General features: G+C 71.1%; 18 protein-coding genes. 7 read left to right on the top strand and 11 right to left on the bottom strand.

Annotated features, from left to right (window positions below; all coding sequences use genetic code 11):
- Window positions 1–123: 123 nt before the first annotated feature.
- Entirely contained in the window at window positions 124–726 is a 603-nt protein-coding gene (locus tag HUG12_RS02470; protein ID WP_179267254.1) for an RPA family protein, read from the bottom strand.
- 1 nt (window position 727) lies between these two features.
- A complete protein-coding gene (locus HUG12_RS02465) occupies window positions 728–1,657 on the bottom strand; it encodes a replication factor A (RefSeq protein WP_179267253.1) in 930 nt (309 codons plus the stop codon).
- Window positions 1,658–1,862: 205 nt separating this feature from the next.
- On the opposite strand from HUG12_RS02465, the gene HUG12_RS02460 reads away from it, so the two are divergent.
- From HUG12_RS02460 to HUG12_RS02450, 3 genes are all read left to right on the top strand, one after another.
- The gene (locus tag HUG12_RS02460; RefSeq protein ID WP_394354271.1) at window positions 1,863–2,174 is read left to right on the top strand and encodes a DUF7091 family protein; all 312 of its coding nucleotides are present in this window, start codon (window positions 1,863–1,865) and stop codon (window positions 2,172–2,174) included.
- A 44-nt stretch (window positions 2,175–2,218) separates the two neighbouring features.
- Window positions 2,219–3,301, top strand: a complete 1,083-nt coding sequence (locus tag HUG12_RS02455) for a mannose-1-phosphate guanylyltransferase (protein WP_179267252.1) — start codon at window positions 2,219–2,221, stop codon at window positions 3,299–3,301.
- A gap of 214 nt (window positions 3,302–3,515) precedes the next feature.
- Window positions 3,516–3,989 (top strand): ester cyclase, encoded by a 474-nt coding sequence (locus HUG12_RS02450; RefSeq protein WP_179267251.1) that lies wholly within the window; start codon window positions 3,516–3,518, stop codon window positions 3,987–3,989.
- Window positions 3,990–4,089: 100 nt separating this feature from the next.
- On the opposite strand, the gene HUG12_RS02445 is transcribed toward HUG12_RS02450, so the two are convergent.
- The 6 genes from HUG12_RS02445 to HUG12_RS02420 all read right to left on the bottom strand — a co-directional run bounded on the left by HUG12_RS02445 (window position 4,090) and on the right by HUG12_RS02420 (window position 7,896).
- A complete protein-coding gene (locus HUG12_RS02445; RefSeq protein ID WP_179267250.1) occupies window positions 4,090–4,578 on the bottom strand; it encodes a Tfx family DNA-binding protein in 489 nt (162 codons plus the stop codon).
- Window positions 4,579–4,654: 76 nt separating this feature from the next.
- On the bottom strand, window positions 4,655–5,110 hold the full coding sequence (locus HUG12_RS02440; RefSeq protein ID WP_179267249.1) for a TRAM domain-containing protein: 456 nt from the start codon (window positions 5,108–5,110) through the stop codon (window positions 4,655–4,657).
- 296 nt (window positions 5,111–5,406) lie between these two features.
- Complete coding sequence (locus tag HUG12_RS02435; RefSeq protein WP_179267248.1) at window positions 5,407–5,730, bottom strand: DUF7521 family protein; 324 nt, start codon at window positions 5,728–5,730, stop codon at window positions 5,407–5,409.
- Window positions 5,730–6,089, bottom strand: coding sequence for an ArsR/SmtB family transcription factor (locus tag HUG12_RS02430; RefSeq protein WP_179267247.1), 360 nt, complete (start codon window positions 6,087–6,089; stop codon window positions 5,730–5,732). The genes HUG12_RS02435 and HUG12_RS02430 overlap by 1 nt, the downstream gene beginning before the upstream one ends.
- A gap of 91 nt (window positions 6,090–6,180) precedes the next feature.
- Window positions 6,181–7,431, bottom strand: a complete 1,251-nt coding sequence (locus HUG12_RS02425; protein ID WP_179267246.1) for a hypothetical protein — start codon at window positions 7,429–7,431, stop codon at window positions 6,181–6,183.
- Window positions 7,432–7,578: 147 nt separating this feature from the next.
- Entirely contained in the window at window positions 7,579–7,896 is a 318-nt protein-coding gene (locus HUG12_RS02420) for a hypothetical protein (protein WP_179270544.1), read from the bottom strand.
- A gap of 291 nt (window positions 7,897–8,187) precedes the next feature.
- Between HUG12_RS02420 and HUG12_RS02415 the strand changes: the two genes are divergently transcribed.
- From HUG12_RS02415 to HUG12_RS02405, 3 genes are all read left to right on the top strand, one after another.
- Window positions 8,188–9,306: a tRNA (guanine(26)-N(2))-dimethyltransferase gene (locus HUG12_RS02415; RefSeq protein ID WP_179267245.1), complete on the top strand. Its 1,119-nt coding sequence runs from the start codon at window positions 8,188–8,190 to the stop codon at window positions 9,304–9,306.
- A gap of 361 nt (window positions 9,307–9,667) precedes the next feature.
- Window positions 9,668–10,999, top strand: a complete 1,332-nt coding sequence (locus HUG12_RS02410) for a YihY/virulence factor BrkB family protein (protein ID WP_246308126.1) — start codon at window positions 9,668–9,670, stop codon at window positions 10,997–10,999.
- Between the two features lie 3 nt (window positions 11,000–11,002).
- Window positions 11,003–11,977: a phosphatase PAP2 family protein gene (locus HUG12_RS02405; RefSeq protein WP_179267243.1), complete on the top strand. Its 975-nt coding sequence runs from the start codon at window positions 11,003–11,005 to the stop codon at window positions 11,975–11,977.
- Between the two features lie 75 nt (window positions 11,978–12,052).
- Here HUG12_RS02405 and glnA read toward each other — a convergent pair whose 3' ends face one another.
- Window positions 12,053–13,432 carry a type I glutamate--ammonia ligase gene (glnA, locus tag HUG12_RS02400; protein WP_179267242.1) on the bottom strand — a complete coding sequence of 460 codons (1,380 nt, stop codon included), beginning with the start codon at window positions 13,430–13,432 and terminating at the stop codon, window positions 12,053–12,055.
- Window positions 13,433–13,558: 126 nt separating this feature from the next.
- On the opposite strand from glnA, the gene lrp reads away from it, so the two are divergent.
- Window positions 13,559–14,014 carry an HTH-type transcriptional regulator Lrp gene (gene lrp, locus HUG12_RS02395; protein WP_179267241.1) on the top strand — a complete coding sequence of 152 codons (456 nt, stop codon included), beginning with the start codon at window positions 13,559–13,561 and terminating at the stop codon, window positions 14,012–14,014.
- A gap of 42 nt (window positions 14,015–14,056) precedes the next feature.
- Here lrp and HUG12_RS02390 read toward each other — a convergent pair whose 3' ends face one another.
- Both HUG12_RS02390 and HUG12_RS02385 read right to left on the bottom strand, forming a co-directional pair.
- Entirely contained in the window at window positions 14,057–14,209 is a 153-nt protein-coding gene (locus HUG12_RS02390) for a hypothetical protein (protein ID WP_179266815.1), read from the bottom strand.
- 154 nt (window positions 14,210–14,363) lie between these two features.
- A complete protein-coding gene (locus tag HUG12_RS02385; RefSeq protein ID WP_179267240.1) occupies window positions 14,364–15,449 on the bottom strand; it encodes an aminopeptidase in 1,086 nt (361 codons plus the stop codon).
- Between the last annotated feature and the right edge of the window lie 66 nt (window positions 15,450–15,515).

The following is a 15,515-nucleotide window of genomic DNA, read 5'->3' as shown; positions in this document are numbered from 1 at the left end:
CGCGCGCCACCCCTGCTGCCGACTCGACGGCGGTCGTCCAGGTATCGTCGCCGCTCGCCGGCCGGTTCCCGAAAAAGCCGCAGGGGGAACGCGGGAAGGGGCGTCGCGCGACCCTCGGCGGGCCTACGCGGGCGCCTCTTCCCCCTCGAGTTCGTCGCCGCCGTCGAGCGATTCGAGCGCGGCGACGGCCGCGTCGACGTACTCCTCCACGGGGAGGTCGTACTGTTCGCGGGCCATCAGCGCGTACTCGTTGCCCTCGTCGTCGAACCGCTCGACGCGTTCGAGGGTCCGCCGGGCCGTCTCGACGACCCAGCGGTCGCGCGTGGCGGCGTCGACGGCGGTGATGGACTCGGGGCGGACCGAGACGTTGACGTTTCCGTCGTCGGTCTCGTAGGTCCGCGGCTTGCCGACCACCGCGACGTAGGCCGGCGGCTCCAGTTCGCGGAGCGCGCTGGCGGCCTCGGGCTGGTACTGCCCGGCGTACACGAAGAACGTGCCCGTCGGGTCGACGATTCGGCCGCGCCAGTACTCGCTGTCCTCGCCGACGTCCTCCTTCTCGGTGAGGGTGCCGACGAGGAACACGCGGTTCGCGCGCTCCCCGGTGGGGAGCAGCAGGTACAGCGGCGCCCGCTCGTCCTCGGACTCCTTGAACGTGTAGCTGCCGTCGTTGTACTCGCGGGCGAACGCCCGGCGGGCGACCTCTCGGGTGGGAACGTTTCCGCTCATTTCACATCGACCTCGCTTTGATCAGCACGTCCTCGGCATCCGCCGGCCCGGACAGCTCCTCGAACTCGTCGACGAGCACGTACCGGCCGAACGTCGGCCCGCGGACGCGGTAGTAGTGTCCGACGACCTGGTCGGCCATCTCCTCGCCGACGACCGTGGTGTCGAGCGCGTCCTGTGCCATGCTCTTTGCGTCCGCGAGGGAGATGCCCGTCAGGTCGGTGGTCGCCTCCTCGTCGAAGATGACCTCCTGAACGACCTCGCCGTCGTCGAGGACGGCCTTGATCCGCAGGTCGAACTCGCCGTCGACCTGGCCGTGTTCGCTACAGCGGCCGTTCTGGAGGACGCGGGTGCAGTCCTCCTCGGGGCAGCGCTTGATGAGCCCCGACCCGGACTGGATGTCCACCAGCGCGCCCTCGACCTCCGAGGAGTCGTCGCCGACCTCGACTTCCTCGTCGAGTTCCTCGATGGTGGTCGTCCGGTTGAGCTTCACCGAGTAGTTGCCCTGGTACTCGTCGGTGACGACGTTGCCGAGCGCGTAGCTCGCGCCCTCCTCCAACTTCGGGAGGTCGCTGGTGTCGAAGGCGACGAACTTGATGGTGCCCGACTCGTCGCCGAGCAGGCCCACCTGCGCGATCGACTCGTGGCCGGGGTCCCAGAGGTCGGCCACCTTCACCCGGAGGTCGACCCACTGCTCGTCCTCGTCGATCTCGCCGACGAGCGCCGCCTCGGCGCCGCCGGGCGCGAGTTCGTCCCGCTCCATCCCCGCCTCGTCGAGGTAGGAGTTGACGACGCTCCGGCGCGCCTCGTCGACGGGGACGCTGTACTCCGTGACGAGCGCGTCGAGTTTCTCCTCGACCTCCTCGACCGTGACGTCGAGGTGGTCGGAAAACTGCTCGTGTATCTCTTCCGCCTGGGTTTGCAAATCTGCCATGGTTCTCCTGCCTCCGCTCAGTTTTTCGGTGGGAGGCGTACGCCGGTTGGTTCCTCATCCTATTTAACGCTCCGGGAGCGGAGCGGAAGTGAAACGGGTCCGGACGCGTCGACGGGGACCGGCCGCGCCGGCGGTCGACCGCACCGGCGGAGAGGGGCGGGAGGACGGCAACGGACCTATGTCGCTGGCCGGCGCAGGGTCGGGCATGACGTTGACCGACCGCCTCCGCCGGGTCCTGCGCCAGCAGGCCCGGAAGGCCGGCCGGGAGTACGCCCGGAGCAGGGACGCCTACCGGGAGGGCCGACGGGAAGGAGGCGCCCCGGACCGGGTCGACCCGGCGGAGTTCGGCCTCCCGGACGACGGCGAGGGGAACGCCCGCGTCGTCTGCCGGCGGTACGTCGAGCGGCGCGCCGTGGCCGTCGACGCGGAGGGCCGGCCGGACTGTTTCGAGGCCGACAACGTGGACTGCGAGGGCTGTGCCGAGGACGTGCGCGACGGACGGGTGCAGACGTGGTGAGCGGATCCGACGACGGACGGCGAGGGCGGCCGGAAGCGTCGGCCGTGAACGGTGACGCGCCGGCCCGCCCCGTCGTCGCGGTGGTGCTCGCGGGCGGCACCGGATCGCGGCTCTACCCCGCCTCGCGGAGCGACCGGCCGAAGCAGTTCCTCCCCCTCGGTGCCGGTGGCGGCGTGACCGGCGCCGCGGGCGACGCGGACGGGAGCCTCCTCGCCCGGACGGTCGCCCGAACCGACTTCGCCGACGAGGTGCTCGTCTCCACCCGCCCCGAGTTCGCGGACGAGATCGACGACCACGCGCTCGACGCCGGGGTCGTCGTCGAACCGGCCGGGAAGGACACCGGCCCGGCGCTGCTGTACGCGACCTGGGCGGCCCGCGAACGCGTCCGCGACGGCGCTACCCGGAACCGGGACCCGGTCGTCGTCTGCCTCCCCGCGGACCACCACGTCCCCGACGCGGACGCCTTCTCGGGGACGATGGCCCGCGGCGCGCGCGTCGCCGCCGACACCGGGTCGCTCGTCGCCTTCGGGGTGGAACCGACCCGGCCCGACACGGGGTACGGGTACGTCGAACCCGGGCCGGAGGGGGGCGACGACCGCTACCGCGACCTGGCCGCGTTCCACGAGAAGCCCGACGCCGGAACGGCCCGCGAGTACGTCGACGCCGGCTACCGTTGGAACGCGGGCATCTTCGCGTGGACGCCCGACGCGCTCCTGGCGGCCGCGCGCGACACGCCGCTGGCGCCGCTGGTCGACGCGCTGGAGGCCGGCGACCCGGAACGGGGCTTCGACGCCGTGGAGCCCGTGAGCATCGACTACGCGGTGATGGAGCGGGCCGAGGACGCCGTCGTCGTGCCCGCGGACTTCGCTTGGGACGACCTCGGCTCGTGGGACGCGCTCGAACGCGTGCTCGGGACGGACGCCGACGGCAACGCGCTGGCGTCGGACGCGCTGACGCTCGACGCGTCGGGCAACGTCGTCGCCAGCGACGGGAGACACGTCTCGCTGGTCGGCGTTGACGACCTCTGTGTCGTCGCCTGCGACGACCGCGTGCTCGTGGTGCCGAAGGGCGAGGCCCAGCGGGTGCGCGAGGTGGTCGAGCAACTGAAGCGGGAGGGGAAGTTCTGACGGGGCGACCGCCGGCCCTACCGGGAGTCCGGGCCGCATTCCGTTCGGGCGCGGAACCGCGGAGTAACGCCGGACTGACGGCGGTAACGTCCCGTTTCGGGGGGAACCGATGGCCGTTTCGGGAACGTGTCACCCGTACCGGGCACGCGGTCGCTCATAACAATGCGCTCCGGGAGCGTCCGGACTGTACGTCCCGGCACGCTGGGACGTGACCATGACGACAGCCAAAGACGACGCGACGAGAGCCGACGACAACGAGCGAGTGGTCCGACGCCTCAACGAGGAGGTCTGGGAGAAGGGGAACTTCGACGTCATCGACGAACTGGTCGCGGACGACTACGTCCTCCACGACTCGTCGATGCCGGAACCGGTACGCGGTCCCGACGGCTACCGGGAGATGGCCGAGATGGGCGCCGGCGTCGTCGACGGTCGGATCGAGGCCGAGCAGGTCATCTCGACCGGTGACTGGGTCGTGACACGCTGGACGATGCGGGGCACCCACACCGGCGAGATGGCGGGCGTCGAGCCGACGAACGAGGAGGTCACGATGACGGGGATCGACATCAGCCGCGTCGAGGACGGCGAGCTCGCCGAATCCTGGCAGGAAGTGAACATGCTGCCGATGCTGATGCAGATCGGCGCCGTCCCTGACGACCTCTTCGCCGAGGAGATGCCGGCGGACGACTGAGTTTCGACGCGGTAAGCGCCGTCGAGGAGAGACCGTCCACGCGGACCCGACGCGAGTGCGCTCGGTGGCGCGACCACAGCCGTCGCCGCCCGAGTCGCCGTCACTCCGACTGCCGCACCCGAACCGACCCGCCGCTGGTGACGCCGACGAGGATGGGCACGACGACCTTCCGGCCCTGGACGGCGTCGCCCGCCTCGTCGCTCACGAGTTTCATCAGGTCCGGGGCGGTGTGGTTCACCTTCACGCCCGCCGCGTCGCATGCGTCGTAGACCCGCTGGGGGACGTCGTAGAGGTCGGCACCCGTCTCCACCTCGACCCGGACCGGGGCGGCGAGCGCCTCGGCGAACGCGACCGTCTCGCGCGCCTTGGCGACGTTCTCGCGGGCGCTGGCCTCGACGCTGGAGACGTTGGCCCGGGAGGTGCCAAGCAGCGCCGCGATGTCGGCCTGGCGGGTGCCGCGCTCGCGGAGCGCCAGCACCTCGGCCTGCCGGCGGGTGAGCACGCTCCGCTCGGGGTCGAACCCGACGCTGTCGAGGAGTTCGTCCACGTCGACCTCGACCGCGCCGGCGTCCCCCTCCGAATCGACCATGTCCGAGACTCGGGGCGGAGGTCACAAAAAAGGATAGTCCGGACTGTCCCTGCGCGATTCCCGGGGCGGTGGCGGCCTACGAGCCCCAGAAGTTGTCGCGCGATCCGAGCCGCTGTTCCTCCTTCTCCTCCCGCTCCCGGTCCCGCTCGCTCGCCGGGTCCGCCTCGTCGAGGTCGACGTCGTCCCCGTCCCCCTCGAGCGGAAGCTTCTCGAGCACCTCCTTCGCCTTCGCGTGGTTCTGCTTCACGCGGTCGATGCGGACGCGGACGCGGGCCGGGGGGAGCGCGCCGTCGACCATGACGATGAAGCCGTCCTCGGTCCGGCCGACGCCGGCGCCGCTCTCGTGGATGTCCTCCACGTCGAGGACGACCTCCTCGCCCGGCTTGACGGGCTGTTGCTTCAGGTCGGCGATGGGCATGTCGTAGTTGTTGCACCACTCGGCGCCGCCGCGGTCGCCGTAGTGCTGGCATCCCATCCCGTTGATCCGCTCCGAAAACCGTGGGCAGTCGTCGGCGAGTGGACAGTCCGACATACCGAAGCGTAGCCGGCCGGCCGTCTAAACGCTTCCGTCTGGGCGGGTCGGAGGTCGCACGAGGCCGTCACGGGCCGTCTGCGGGGACTCCCGGCTCGCGGACCGGGATCGCTTCGGGGTCGTGGACGGGAAAACGCAGGCACGGCGAGACGGGGCGTACTTCCCGGCCCGACCTGAACGGCGCTCGTGAACCGGCGTGCGCCCGAACTCGCGCACGCCGACGGCAGACGGGACGGGGAGTCCCCGTCCGCGGCGGAGGAGCGACGGTACGGGCCGATACGCGCCGCGAACCGGCTTCACCGGCCCGTCGCGACCCGCAGGGAGTAGGCGATGCATCCGAGGCCGACGAGCTGTGTCAGCCGTACCAGCAGCCGGAAGGCGTCCTGGAGGTGGATGGGGACGACGCGGAACGCGATCAGCCCCTGGCCGGCGACCGCGAGCGTGTACGTCAGCCCGAAGAGCAGGATCATCCCGACTGAGAGCCACCGCATCGACCGGTCGTCGTTGCGGCGGAGCCCGCGGTACGCCTGGTAGCCGATGTAGAGGCCGACGACCGCAGAGGCCGTCGCCGCGACCCCCGCGAGCAGGCCGACCGGCGAGCCGAGCCCGACGACCGGCATCAGAACCGCCCCCACATGCGCGTGAGCTGATCGGCGACGTCGTCGCGTCGGCGGTCGAGGTCCCACGACAGGTCTCCGTCGCCTATCGCGAGTTCGAACCGGTCGAGCCGGGAGACGTACACCGTCTCGTGGTGGCCGTCGCTCCGCGGCCGCGTTCGCTCGCCGACGAGGTCTGCGTCGGCCAGCCGGTCGAGCCGCCGGTAGATCGACGACGCGGAGACCCCACAGTGCTCGCTGAGTTCGTTGGCCGACAGCGGCGTCTCGCTGGTCGCGACCAGCATCGACCGGACGTGCTCGTCGTCCAGCAGCGAGACGACGGTCTCGAGGTCGACGTCGGCCATCTCACCTTCGTCTGTCATCGGACTCTGGAATACGTTCCGGAACGCGCGTGCGGCGCCCCCCCGGGACACGTCCGGCGGGATGACGGGAACCCACGGTCGCGCGGCCGCCTCAGCCATCGTTCCCACCCGCGAGTTCGAAGCAGAACGGGACGTGGTACCGCCGACCGCCGCCCGCGTAGACGACGTTCACGCCCGTCGCGTCCGGGTACTCGCTCAGGTCGACCGTCGCCTCCGCACCGGCGGCGACGGGGTCGACGCCGGGCGGGAACGGCCGTTCCCGGATCCGTCCGGGCGCTGACGGGCGGACCACGTCGTATCCGAGCATCCCCGCTGGGACCGGCTCGCCCGCCTCGTGGCGGAACGTGACCCGGCCCGCGTCCGCGTCGTGGTCGACGCCCCAGGTAACCTGTGGGAGGTCGGGCGCCGGGTCGGTCCCGCGGTCGGGACGGAGCGGGACACGCGTCGTCACCGTCGCGAGCGGTCCGTCGATCCGGACGTCGAACGCGTCGGCCCCGTCGACGAACCGGTGGTCGTCCTCCTCCAGCGCGGCCTCGAGCGCCCGCGCGGTCGGCACGCTGTCGGTCAGGTACCGGTAGCGGACCTCCTGGTAGGCCGCGTCGCCGCCGAACCGGACGGCGTCCGCGAGCATCGCCGGCCGCCCCGTCGGGTCGTGGACGGCGTCGTTGACGCCGAGATACGGGTTCCCGCCCGCGGCTCGGGTGAGCTGCTCGAAAGCCGCGTTCCGCTCGTGGTACCGGCGGCGTTTCCCGCCCCCCGCGTCGACGAGCGCCTCCAGGTCGGGGTGCTCGTGGTGGTACGCGCTCGTCCACACGACGGCGTCGTCGCCGACCGCGACGCGTCGCCGGACGTCGGACCGCTCGAGGAGCGTGTAGCCGCTGTACTCGCCGGCCCGTTCGTAGCCGCTGTCCGCGACCGTCGCGACGACGATCCCGCGGTCGAACGCGGCCTCGACGACGGTCCCGAAGGCGGAGTCGACGAACAGGTCGTGGTTCTCGAAGCCGATCCCGAAGTAGTCGACGTCCGCCCTGTGGCGCGCCCGGGCGCCGGCGAGCTTCCCGGGCGCTCCGGCGCGAGACGCGGCGGGTCGCAGTGCCGAGAGGTGGTACCGCTCGACGGGGTGATCCACGCTCGAGGGCGCGGGGAGCCACCGGCGGTACGCGGGGTCGTCGGCGGGCGGGGCCTCGATGCGCCCGTAGCGCTGCCCCTCTCCGAGCGGGGGAAGGCTGGAGAGGCAGCCGGCGGTCAGGGCGGACAGCGACGCGGCGAACGCCGCGCCGCCGGTCGCGAGCAGTCGCCGGCGCGTTCGGTCGGCGGAGGGCCGTCGTGGTTCGGGGGACATGTCGCGACTCGACGAGCGGGCCGGGGCCACCTATACCCGAACCACGGACTGCCGACGAGCGCGGACCGTCGACAGGTTTTCATATCGGGACGGTCCGTGGCGCGGTCAGCGGGAACGTCGCCCGTGCCGCGAGTCCGCGGTTGCGACTCACAGGAACTCGCGAACGTCCGAGTACCACATGTCGTGGTGGTCGACGCGCCCCAATCGCTCGGCGATGTCGACGGCGAGCGCGTGCCAGCAGCGCTCGTCGGGTTCCTCGGCGTCGAGGTTGTACGCCGCGTCCTCGCAGTCGCAGTTGCCCGCCTCGACGACGTGCTCGCGGCGGTGGCCGACGACGACCGTGAAGTCCCGGTACTGCTTCACCCGCTCCTCCGAGACGGCCTCGATGGCCCGCCGGCCGCGGTTGCCGTGGGTGTCCATGATGGCACGGGTGATCTCCGGGCCGAGCTCCCCCGCCGCTGCCAGCGCCGCACGCCAGTCCTCCGCGGCGAGTTCCGAGACCTCGGCGTCCGAGGGGCCGTCGCCGCCGCTGTCGGCGTCGGCGTCCAGGCCGGCGTCGGCGTTCCCCTCCGTCACGCCAGGCGCTAGGCGGGCACGGGCCTAAACCACTTCGGAGCCCCGAATCGGCCGGGTCGACCGCTCGGGCGGCCCAGGTCGCTCGCGGTCGGGCGCGGAACCGGGCGCCACACGGCTGGTCGCGGGGGTCACGCAGTCGGGTCGCTTATCCCCGGGAGTCGCCCACACCAACGTAGCACGATGCGAATCGAGGAGGGCGGGGTGGCGGTCGAGGTCGAGAGCGCCCGCGACGGCGCCAGCGACGGGCGCGGCGGCGAGGTGTTCTACAACCCCGAGATGGAACTGAACCGGGACGTCACCGTCGCGACCCTGCGGGCGTACGCCGACCGGGAGCCGCGGGCGGACACGTACCTCGACGCGATGGCCGCCTCGGGGGTCCGCGGCGCCCGCGCGGCCGCCGAGGGGTGGAGCGTCACCTGCGCCGACGTGGACGAGGAGGCGGTCGCGCTCGCCGCCCGGAACCTCGCGAACTACGACGGCTGCGAGGCCGTGGAGGGGGACGCGAACGCGCTGCTCCACACCGACTTCTTCGACGTGGTCGACGTCGACCCGTACGGCTCGCCGATGCCGTTCGCCGACGCCGCCGTGGCGGGGACCAGGAACCTGCTCTGTGTCACGGCCACCGACACGGCCCCGTTGTGTGGCGCCCACTTCGACGCCGGAGTCAGGCGCTACTCGACGGTGCCGCGCAACACCGACTACCACGCCGAGATGGGCCTCCGGGTGCTCGTCTCCGCGCTCGTCCGCCGGGCCGCCAGCCGGGACAAGGCGGCCCGCCCGGTCCTCTCGCACGTCTCCCGGCACTACGCTCGGACGTACCTCGAACTGGACGCCTCGGCCTCGGCGGCGAACGACTGCGTCGACGAACTGGGGTACGTCCACCACTGCCAGGACTGCCTCGAGCGCGAGCACGAGTTCGGGCTGATCGCGAACCCGCCGGAGGCGTGCCCGCACTGCGGCTCGAACCGGTCGGTCACGGCGGGGCCAATCTGGCTCGGCCGGATCGCGGACCCCGGGTTCGCGGACGCCGTGCGCGAGGCGGTCACCGACGACATGGGCACCGCGAAGCGCGCCCGGAAGCTGCTCGGGACCGTCTCCGGGGAACTGGACAGGCCGACCCACTACGACCAGCACCGGCTCTGCGAACTGTGGAACCGGCCGGCCTCGGGGATGGACGAGTTCGTCGCGACCCTCCGGGACGCCGGCTACGAGGCCAGCAGGGCCCACTACTCGGGCACCGCGGTGAAGACGGATGCCACCGTCGCGGAGATGCGCGAGGCGACCGCCGACCTGGGGTAGGTTCTGATTTCGCCGTTCCAAGGCCTCGCTGCCGTCGTCCGGGAGGTGGGTTCGGTCGTCGCGGAGGAACTCCAGAAAGCCCCCGCGGCTGTCGACTCGCGCGGCACGCTCTGTGCTCCTCGGCTCGCTCGCTTCGCTCCCGCGCCGTGGTGCTCGTCCCTCGCGTGCGTCCGGCGAGCACTACCCGGAACCTTCGGTCCCGTGAGATCACCCTCGCTCGCGTGATCGGAGGCTGGCCGGCACGCGCAGAGCGGTTATGGCTGTCCGGCGGGTGGAGCGCCGGGGCGTCACCCCCGAGCACGCCCGGAAACCGACCGAAACCGCCCGAGCTTTCTTGTCGCCGTCCGGTGAATTACTGCCCGTGTCCTCCCGAGCCCGGGCCCGCGTTCGGCGGACAGTCAGGGTAGCACGGCGGGTCGTCCGGACGGCCAGCGACCAGGAGGTCACGTTCCTGGCGGCGGGCGTCGCCTACTACGCGTTCGTCTCGCTGCTCCCGACGGTCGTGTTGCTGTTCATCGTGGCGACGGCGGTCGGCGAGGAGCGGCTCGCGACGACCGTCGTCGCCGCCAGTTCCGGCCTGCTGACCGACGCGGGCCAGGAGTTCGTCGTCGAGGCCCTCGAGAGCGGGGCCGGACGGGGCGGGACCACGGTCTTCAGCGTCCTGCTCGCTGTCTGGGGGTCGCTGAAGGTGTTCCGTGGCATCGACACCGCCTTCCGCAACATCTACGGCTCGGAGGACCCCCCGTCGCTGCTCGCACAGCTCCGGGAGTCGATCGTCGTCGCAGCCAGCATCGGCGCGAGCTTCGTCCTGATGCTCGCGATCGGGAGCGTCCTCCTCACGGTCGACCTCGGCCTCGGGTTGGGCGTCGCGAGCATCCTGACGCTCCCGGCCGTGCTGACGGTCGCGTTCCTCCCGATGTACTACTTCTTCCCGGAACGGGACGTGAGCCTCCGCGAGGTGCTCCCGGGCGCCGTGTTCGCGGGCGTCGGCTGGACGGTGCTCCAGGCGCTGTTCCAGGCGTACGTGGGGCTCCAGAGCGCCGGCGGGGGCCCTCAGGTGTACGGCGTCATCGGCGCGGTGCTGCTGCTGGTCACGTGGCTCTACCTCGGCGGCATCGTCGTGCTCGTCGGGGTCGTCGTGAACGTGACGCTCGCGGCCGACCGCCGTCGGGGAGCCGACGCGACCGACGGCGTCGGTTCGCGGGCCCCCATCGGCGACGGGGGCGAGCCGGGCGGTCCGGGAGACGAGCACCGCGAGCGGGGAGACCGGCACGGTAAAGGGGACGCCGCGCATGCCGGAGCACACATGAGCGGGGAGGAGTACGAGGACGGGCCCGCGCCCGACGTCGCCGAACTCGACCGGCGGGTGGCGGCGCTGCGGGCCGACGTCGACGAGATCGACGGCCGAACCGTCGAGAAGCCGGCGCTGGAGTCGGAACTGAAGCGATACGTCCGCGCGCGGATGCGCCGCGGCCACGCCCGCGGGTGGGGACCGTACCTGGTGCTCCTGTACGGCGTCGTGCTCACCCTCGGCGCGTTCTACTGGCTCGACCGCTGGGTCGCCATCGTGGCGATGGTCGTGACGTTCCTCTCGACGCTCGGGCTCTACACCCTGTTCGTCCTCGTCGGGGTGGGGCTGAACGCGCTCGACGTCCCGGGCAAGGCGCTGGACGCCGTCCGGGACCGGAGGTGAGCGGTGCGGGGACTCGGACTCGTGGAGGCGTTCGCGGCCGGACCGGACTGGCTCGTCCCGGTCGCGGCCGCCGTCACGCAACTCGGCGACGCGTGGTTCCTCTATCTCGGGCTGACGCTGCTGTACTGGTTCGGCAACCGGCGGCTCGCGGTCAATCCCCGGCACGTGGGGACGACGCTGCTGGCCATCGCGCTCGCCGCGCTCGCGGTGACGACCGCGCTGAAGAGCCTCCTCGCGGTCCCCCGGCCGCTCGGCGCCGGGTCGGCGACGGTCCCCACGTGGCTCCCGGACCTGCTCGGCGCCGCCTACCTGAACGCCGCCACCGGAACCGGGTTCGGCTTCCCCTCGGGCCACGCGATCGCGGCGACGATGGTGTACGGCGGCCTCGCGACGTTCCTCGACGTGTGGAGCCGTCGCGTCCGCTGGCTCGCCGCCGGCGTCGTCGTCGCCGCCGTCTCGCTCTCGCGGATCGTCCTCGGGGTCCACTACCTGGTGGACGTGCTCGCCGGCATCGTCGTCGGACTGGTGGCGCTGGCCGTCCTCCACCGCATCGCCCGCTCCGGCTTCCGGCCCAGGCCCGACCGCGTGTTCTTCACGTCCGCGATCCTCGGCGTCCTCGCGCTCGTCGTCGCGTTCCTCGCAGGTCACGACGGCGAGGTGCTCGAGGCGGCCATCGCCGCCGGCGGCGCGTTCGGCGGCTACCTCGTCTGGCGGCTCCGCGGGGCCGAGACCGCGGCCGTCGGTCCGGCGGGGGCGCTCTTCGGCGCGGCGATCGTCGGCGCCCTGTTTCTCGGCGCCTACGGGATCACCCTCGTCGGCCTTCCGGTGGTGTTCGGCGTCGTCCCCGACACGACGCGCTACCGGCTGCTCGCCGTGCTGCCGCTGTCGTTCCTCGCGGTCGCGCTCGTCGTCGCGTGGCCGACCGTCGTCGGCCGTCTGGGGCGCCCCTCGGTTGCGGGCGTGCCCGAGGAGAACTGACGGGACCGTCGCGCCGCCGTCGCTCCGCCGTTTCGGCGCCGGGCCGCGAAGAAAGGTGGACCGTTGCGGGCGGGCCTAGAACGTCTCGAGGTACTGGTCGAGTTCCCACTCGGAGACCTCGACGCGGTACTCGTCGTACTCGGCGGTCTTCGCCTCGACGAACTTCTCGCTGATGTGGTCGCCGAGCGCGTCCTGGACGACCTCGTCCTCCTCGAACTCGTCGACGGCCTCGCCGAGGTTCGACGGGAGCGTGCTGATGCCGTACTCCTCGCGCTTCCGCTCGTCGAACTCGTAGATGTTCTCGCGGATCGGGTCGTCGCAGTCGAGGCCACGCTCGACGCCGTCGAGACCGGCGCTGATGAGCGCGGCGAACGCGAGGTACGGGTTGCACGACGGGTCGGGGAAGCGCGCCTCGATGCGCGAGGCCGCCGGGACGCGCGCGGCCGGCTTGCGGATGAGCGCCGAGCGGTTCCGGTCGGACCACGCCACGTAGACGGGCGCCTCGTAGCCGGGGACGAGCCGCTTGTAGCTGTTGACCGTCGGGTTCGTGACGGCCGCGATGGCGGGCGCGTGCTCGAGGATGCCGGCGGTGAACTGCTTGGCGGTCTCGCTCAGGTTGAACTCGTCGTCGTCGTCGTGGAACGCGTTCTCGCCGTCCTCGGTGAACAGCGAGAGGTGAACGTGCATGCCCGAGCCGTTGATGCGGGCGATGGGCTTCGGCATGAACGTCGCGTGGAGGTCGTGCTGGGCGGCGATGGCCCGAACGACCGTGCGGAAGGTGCCGACGTTGTCCGCAGTCGTGAGCGCGTCGTCGTACTCGAAGTTGATCTCGTGCTGGCCCTCGGCGACCTCGTGGTGGCTGGCCTCGATCTCGAAGCCCATGTCCTCCAGGCCGTAGATGATGTCGCGGCGCACGTCCTGTGCGAGGTCCTTCGGCGCGAGGTCGAAGTAGCCGCCCGCGTCGTTGGTCTTCGTGGTCGCGCGCCCATCCTCGTCCTCCTCGAAGAGGAAGAACTCGGGTTCGGGGGCGGCGTTGACCTCGAACCCCATCTCGGCGGCGCGGTCGATGACGCCCTTCAGCACGCCCCGCGGGTCGCCCTCGAATGGCTCGCCCGTGGAGGTGTCGACGACGTCACAGATGAGCCGCGCGGCGCCGCCGTTCTCGCCCTCGCGGGTCCGCCAGGGGAGCACCGCGAACGTCGCCGGGTCCGGCGTGAGCCGCATGTCCGACTCCTGGATGCGGACGAAGCCGTCGATCGACGACCCGTCGAAGTAGATCCCCTCGGAGAACGCCTTCTCGGCCTGCGAGGCCGGGATGGAGACGTTCTTCACGGTTCCCAGGATGTCGGTGAACTGGAGGCGGAGGAAGTCGATCCCCTCCTCCTCGATCGCGTCGATGACCCGCTGTTCGTCCGTGCTCAGCCCGCCGTCCGGTACCGCGTTGTCGTGCGTCATGAACTCTGACGTTGGGATGGTACACTCCCAGTATAAAATCGTTGTCGGTCGGTGCAACCTTCCCATCTAGGTAATAGTACTGGACGTTCGTAAAATTCTAAACCCCCTATCCCGTGGGTAAGCGTGATGACGTACGAAAACCTCGACGCCAAACTCGTCAACGCACTGCTCGGGAACGGTCGCGCCAGCCTCCGCAGCCTCGGCGAGGAGCTGGACGTGTCCGTGACCACCGTCTCGAACCACCTCCGCGACCTGGAGGACGAGGGCGTCATCGAGGGGTACACCCCCCGGGTGAACTACGGCAAGCTCGGCTACGACGTGACCGCCATCGTCCAGTTGAAGGTGGAGGGCGAGGCGCTGCCCGACATCGTCGACCGGCTCCGTCAGCAGAAACAGATGGTGTCCGTCTACGAGGTGACCGGCGACTACGACGTGATCGCCATCGGGAAGTTCAGGGACACCGACGAGATGAACGACGGCATCAAGGGGCTGCTGGCGGACGCGGACATCCGCGAGACGAACACCTCCGTCGTGTTGAACAGCGTCGTGGAGAACGGCCAGTTCCAACTCGACGTGGAGTAGCCACTCGGCTCGTTCTCGCCCCCGAAACGTCGCCACCGATGGTTACACGAGGAACTCGGTGACGTCGTCCATGTCGGTTCGACAGAAGGGGCACCGGTAGCGCGTCGAGAAGCCGCCGGACTGGGCCGTCGTCTTCGCCTCGAGTTCGTGCATCCCGATCCCGCGGCCGCAGTCGGGACAGTTTACTTTCGGCACGGGTGTGAGAGATGATTCCACGGTCATAAATCCCACCGAATCCGTGCGAGTGGGTCACTCGCACCGTCGTCCGTCGAGGTGTGGCCGTCGGCGTGTTGCCGTCGGGGTGCGGCCGACGACGCGCGGCCGACCCGCCGCCGCTCCCCGAGGCCGGTTACTCGAAGCCATCCTCGAAGGCGAACGTCCCGTCCCGCTGGACGACCTCGCCGTCGAGTTCGATGACCGAGTCCTCGCTCATGTCGACGATCATGTCCACGTGCTCGGCCGAGTCGTTCACCTCGTTCCCCTCGCCGACCGTCTCCGGGTAGGCGCTGCCGACGGCCATGTGGACGGTGTCGCCCATCTTCTCGTCGAACAGCATGTTGTAGGTGAACCGGTCGATGGCGCGGTTCATCCCGATGCCGAGTTCGCCCAGGTAGCGGGCGGCCTCGTCCGTGTCGAACACGCCCTCCAGCACGTCCTCGTTTCGCCCGGCGGAGAACGACTCGACGCGGCCGTCCGAAAAGCGGAGGCGGACGTCCTCGATCTCGCGGCCCTGCCGGTACAGCGGCATGTCGAAGTGGACCTCGCCGTTCACCGAGTCCTTCACGGGCGCGGTGAACACCTCGCCGCCGGGGAGGTTCTTCCTCCCCACGTCGTTGACGGCCGTGTTGCCCGCGATGGACATCGTGAGGTCGGTCCCCTCGCCGGACCGGATGCGAACCTCGTCGGCGTCGTTCAGCAGGTCCACCATCCGCTGCTGGAACTCGCCCTGCTCCTCCCAGTCGAGCGAGACGGCGTCCCAGACGAAGTTCTCGTAGCCGTCGGTGCTCATCCCCGCGAGCTGGGCGTAGCCGGGGGTCGGGTACTGGGTGAGACACCAGCGCTTGGAGAGCCGCTCCCGCTGGACCGGCCGGAACGCGCGGTTGTACGCCGCGGTCGTCCCGGGGTCGACGTCGGACTTCTCGGCGACGTTGCCGCCCGAGCGGGCGATGACGAACGCGTCGGCCTCCTCGAACAGGGCCAGCTGGTGGTCGGGCGTCTCGAAGTCGTCCCCGCGGGCGCGGAGGAACGCCCGCTGGGCGCGGTCGGAGTTGTTCAGGAACACCGGGTTCGCGCCGCGGTCGCCCGCGAGTTCGTGGACGGCGACCGCGAGGTCGGCCGCCTCGGCCGGGAGCTGGACGACGAGGTCGTCGCCCGCCTCGAGGTCGAGGGAGTGGTCGACGATGGTCTCCGCGTGTTCGCGGATTCGGGGGTCCATGCCCGTGGATTCGGACGCCGGAAGGTATCGGTTTCGGATGCCGGACGGGCGTTCGGTCCGGGTGCG

The organism is Halorarum salinum (assembly GCF_013402875.1).
GTDB lineage: Archaea > Halobacteriota > Halobacteria > Halobacteriales > Haloferacaceae > Halorarum > Halorarum salinum.
This window is presented reverse-complemented; position numbering and strand designations above follow the sequence as displayed.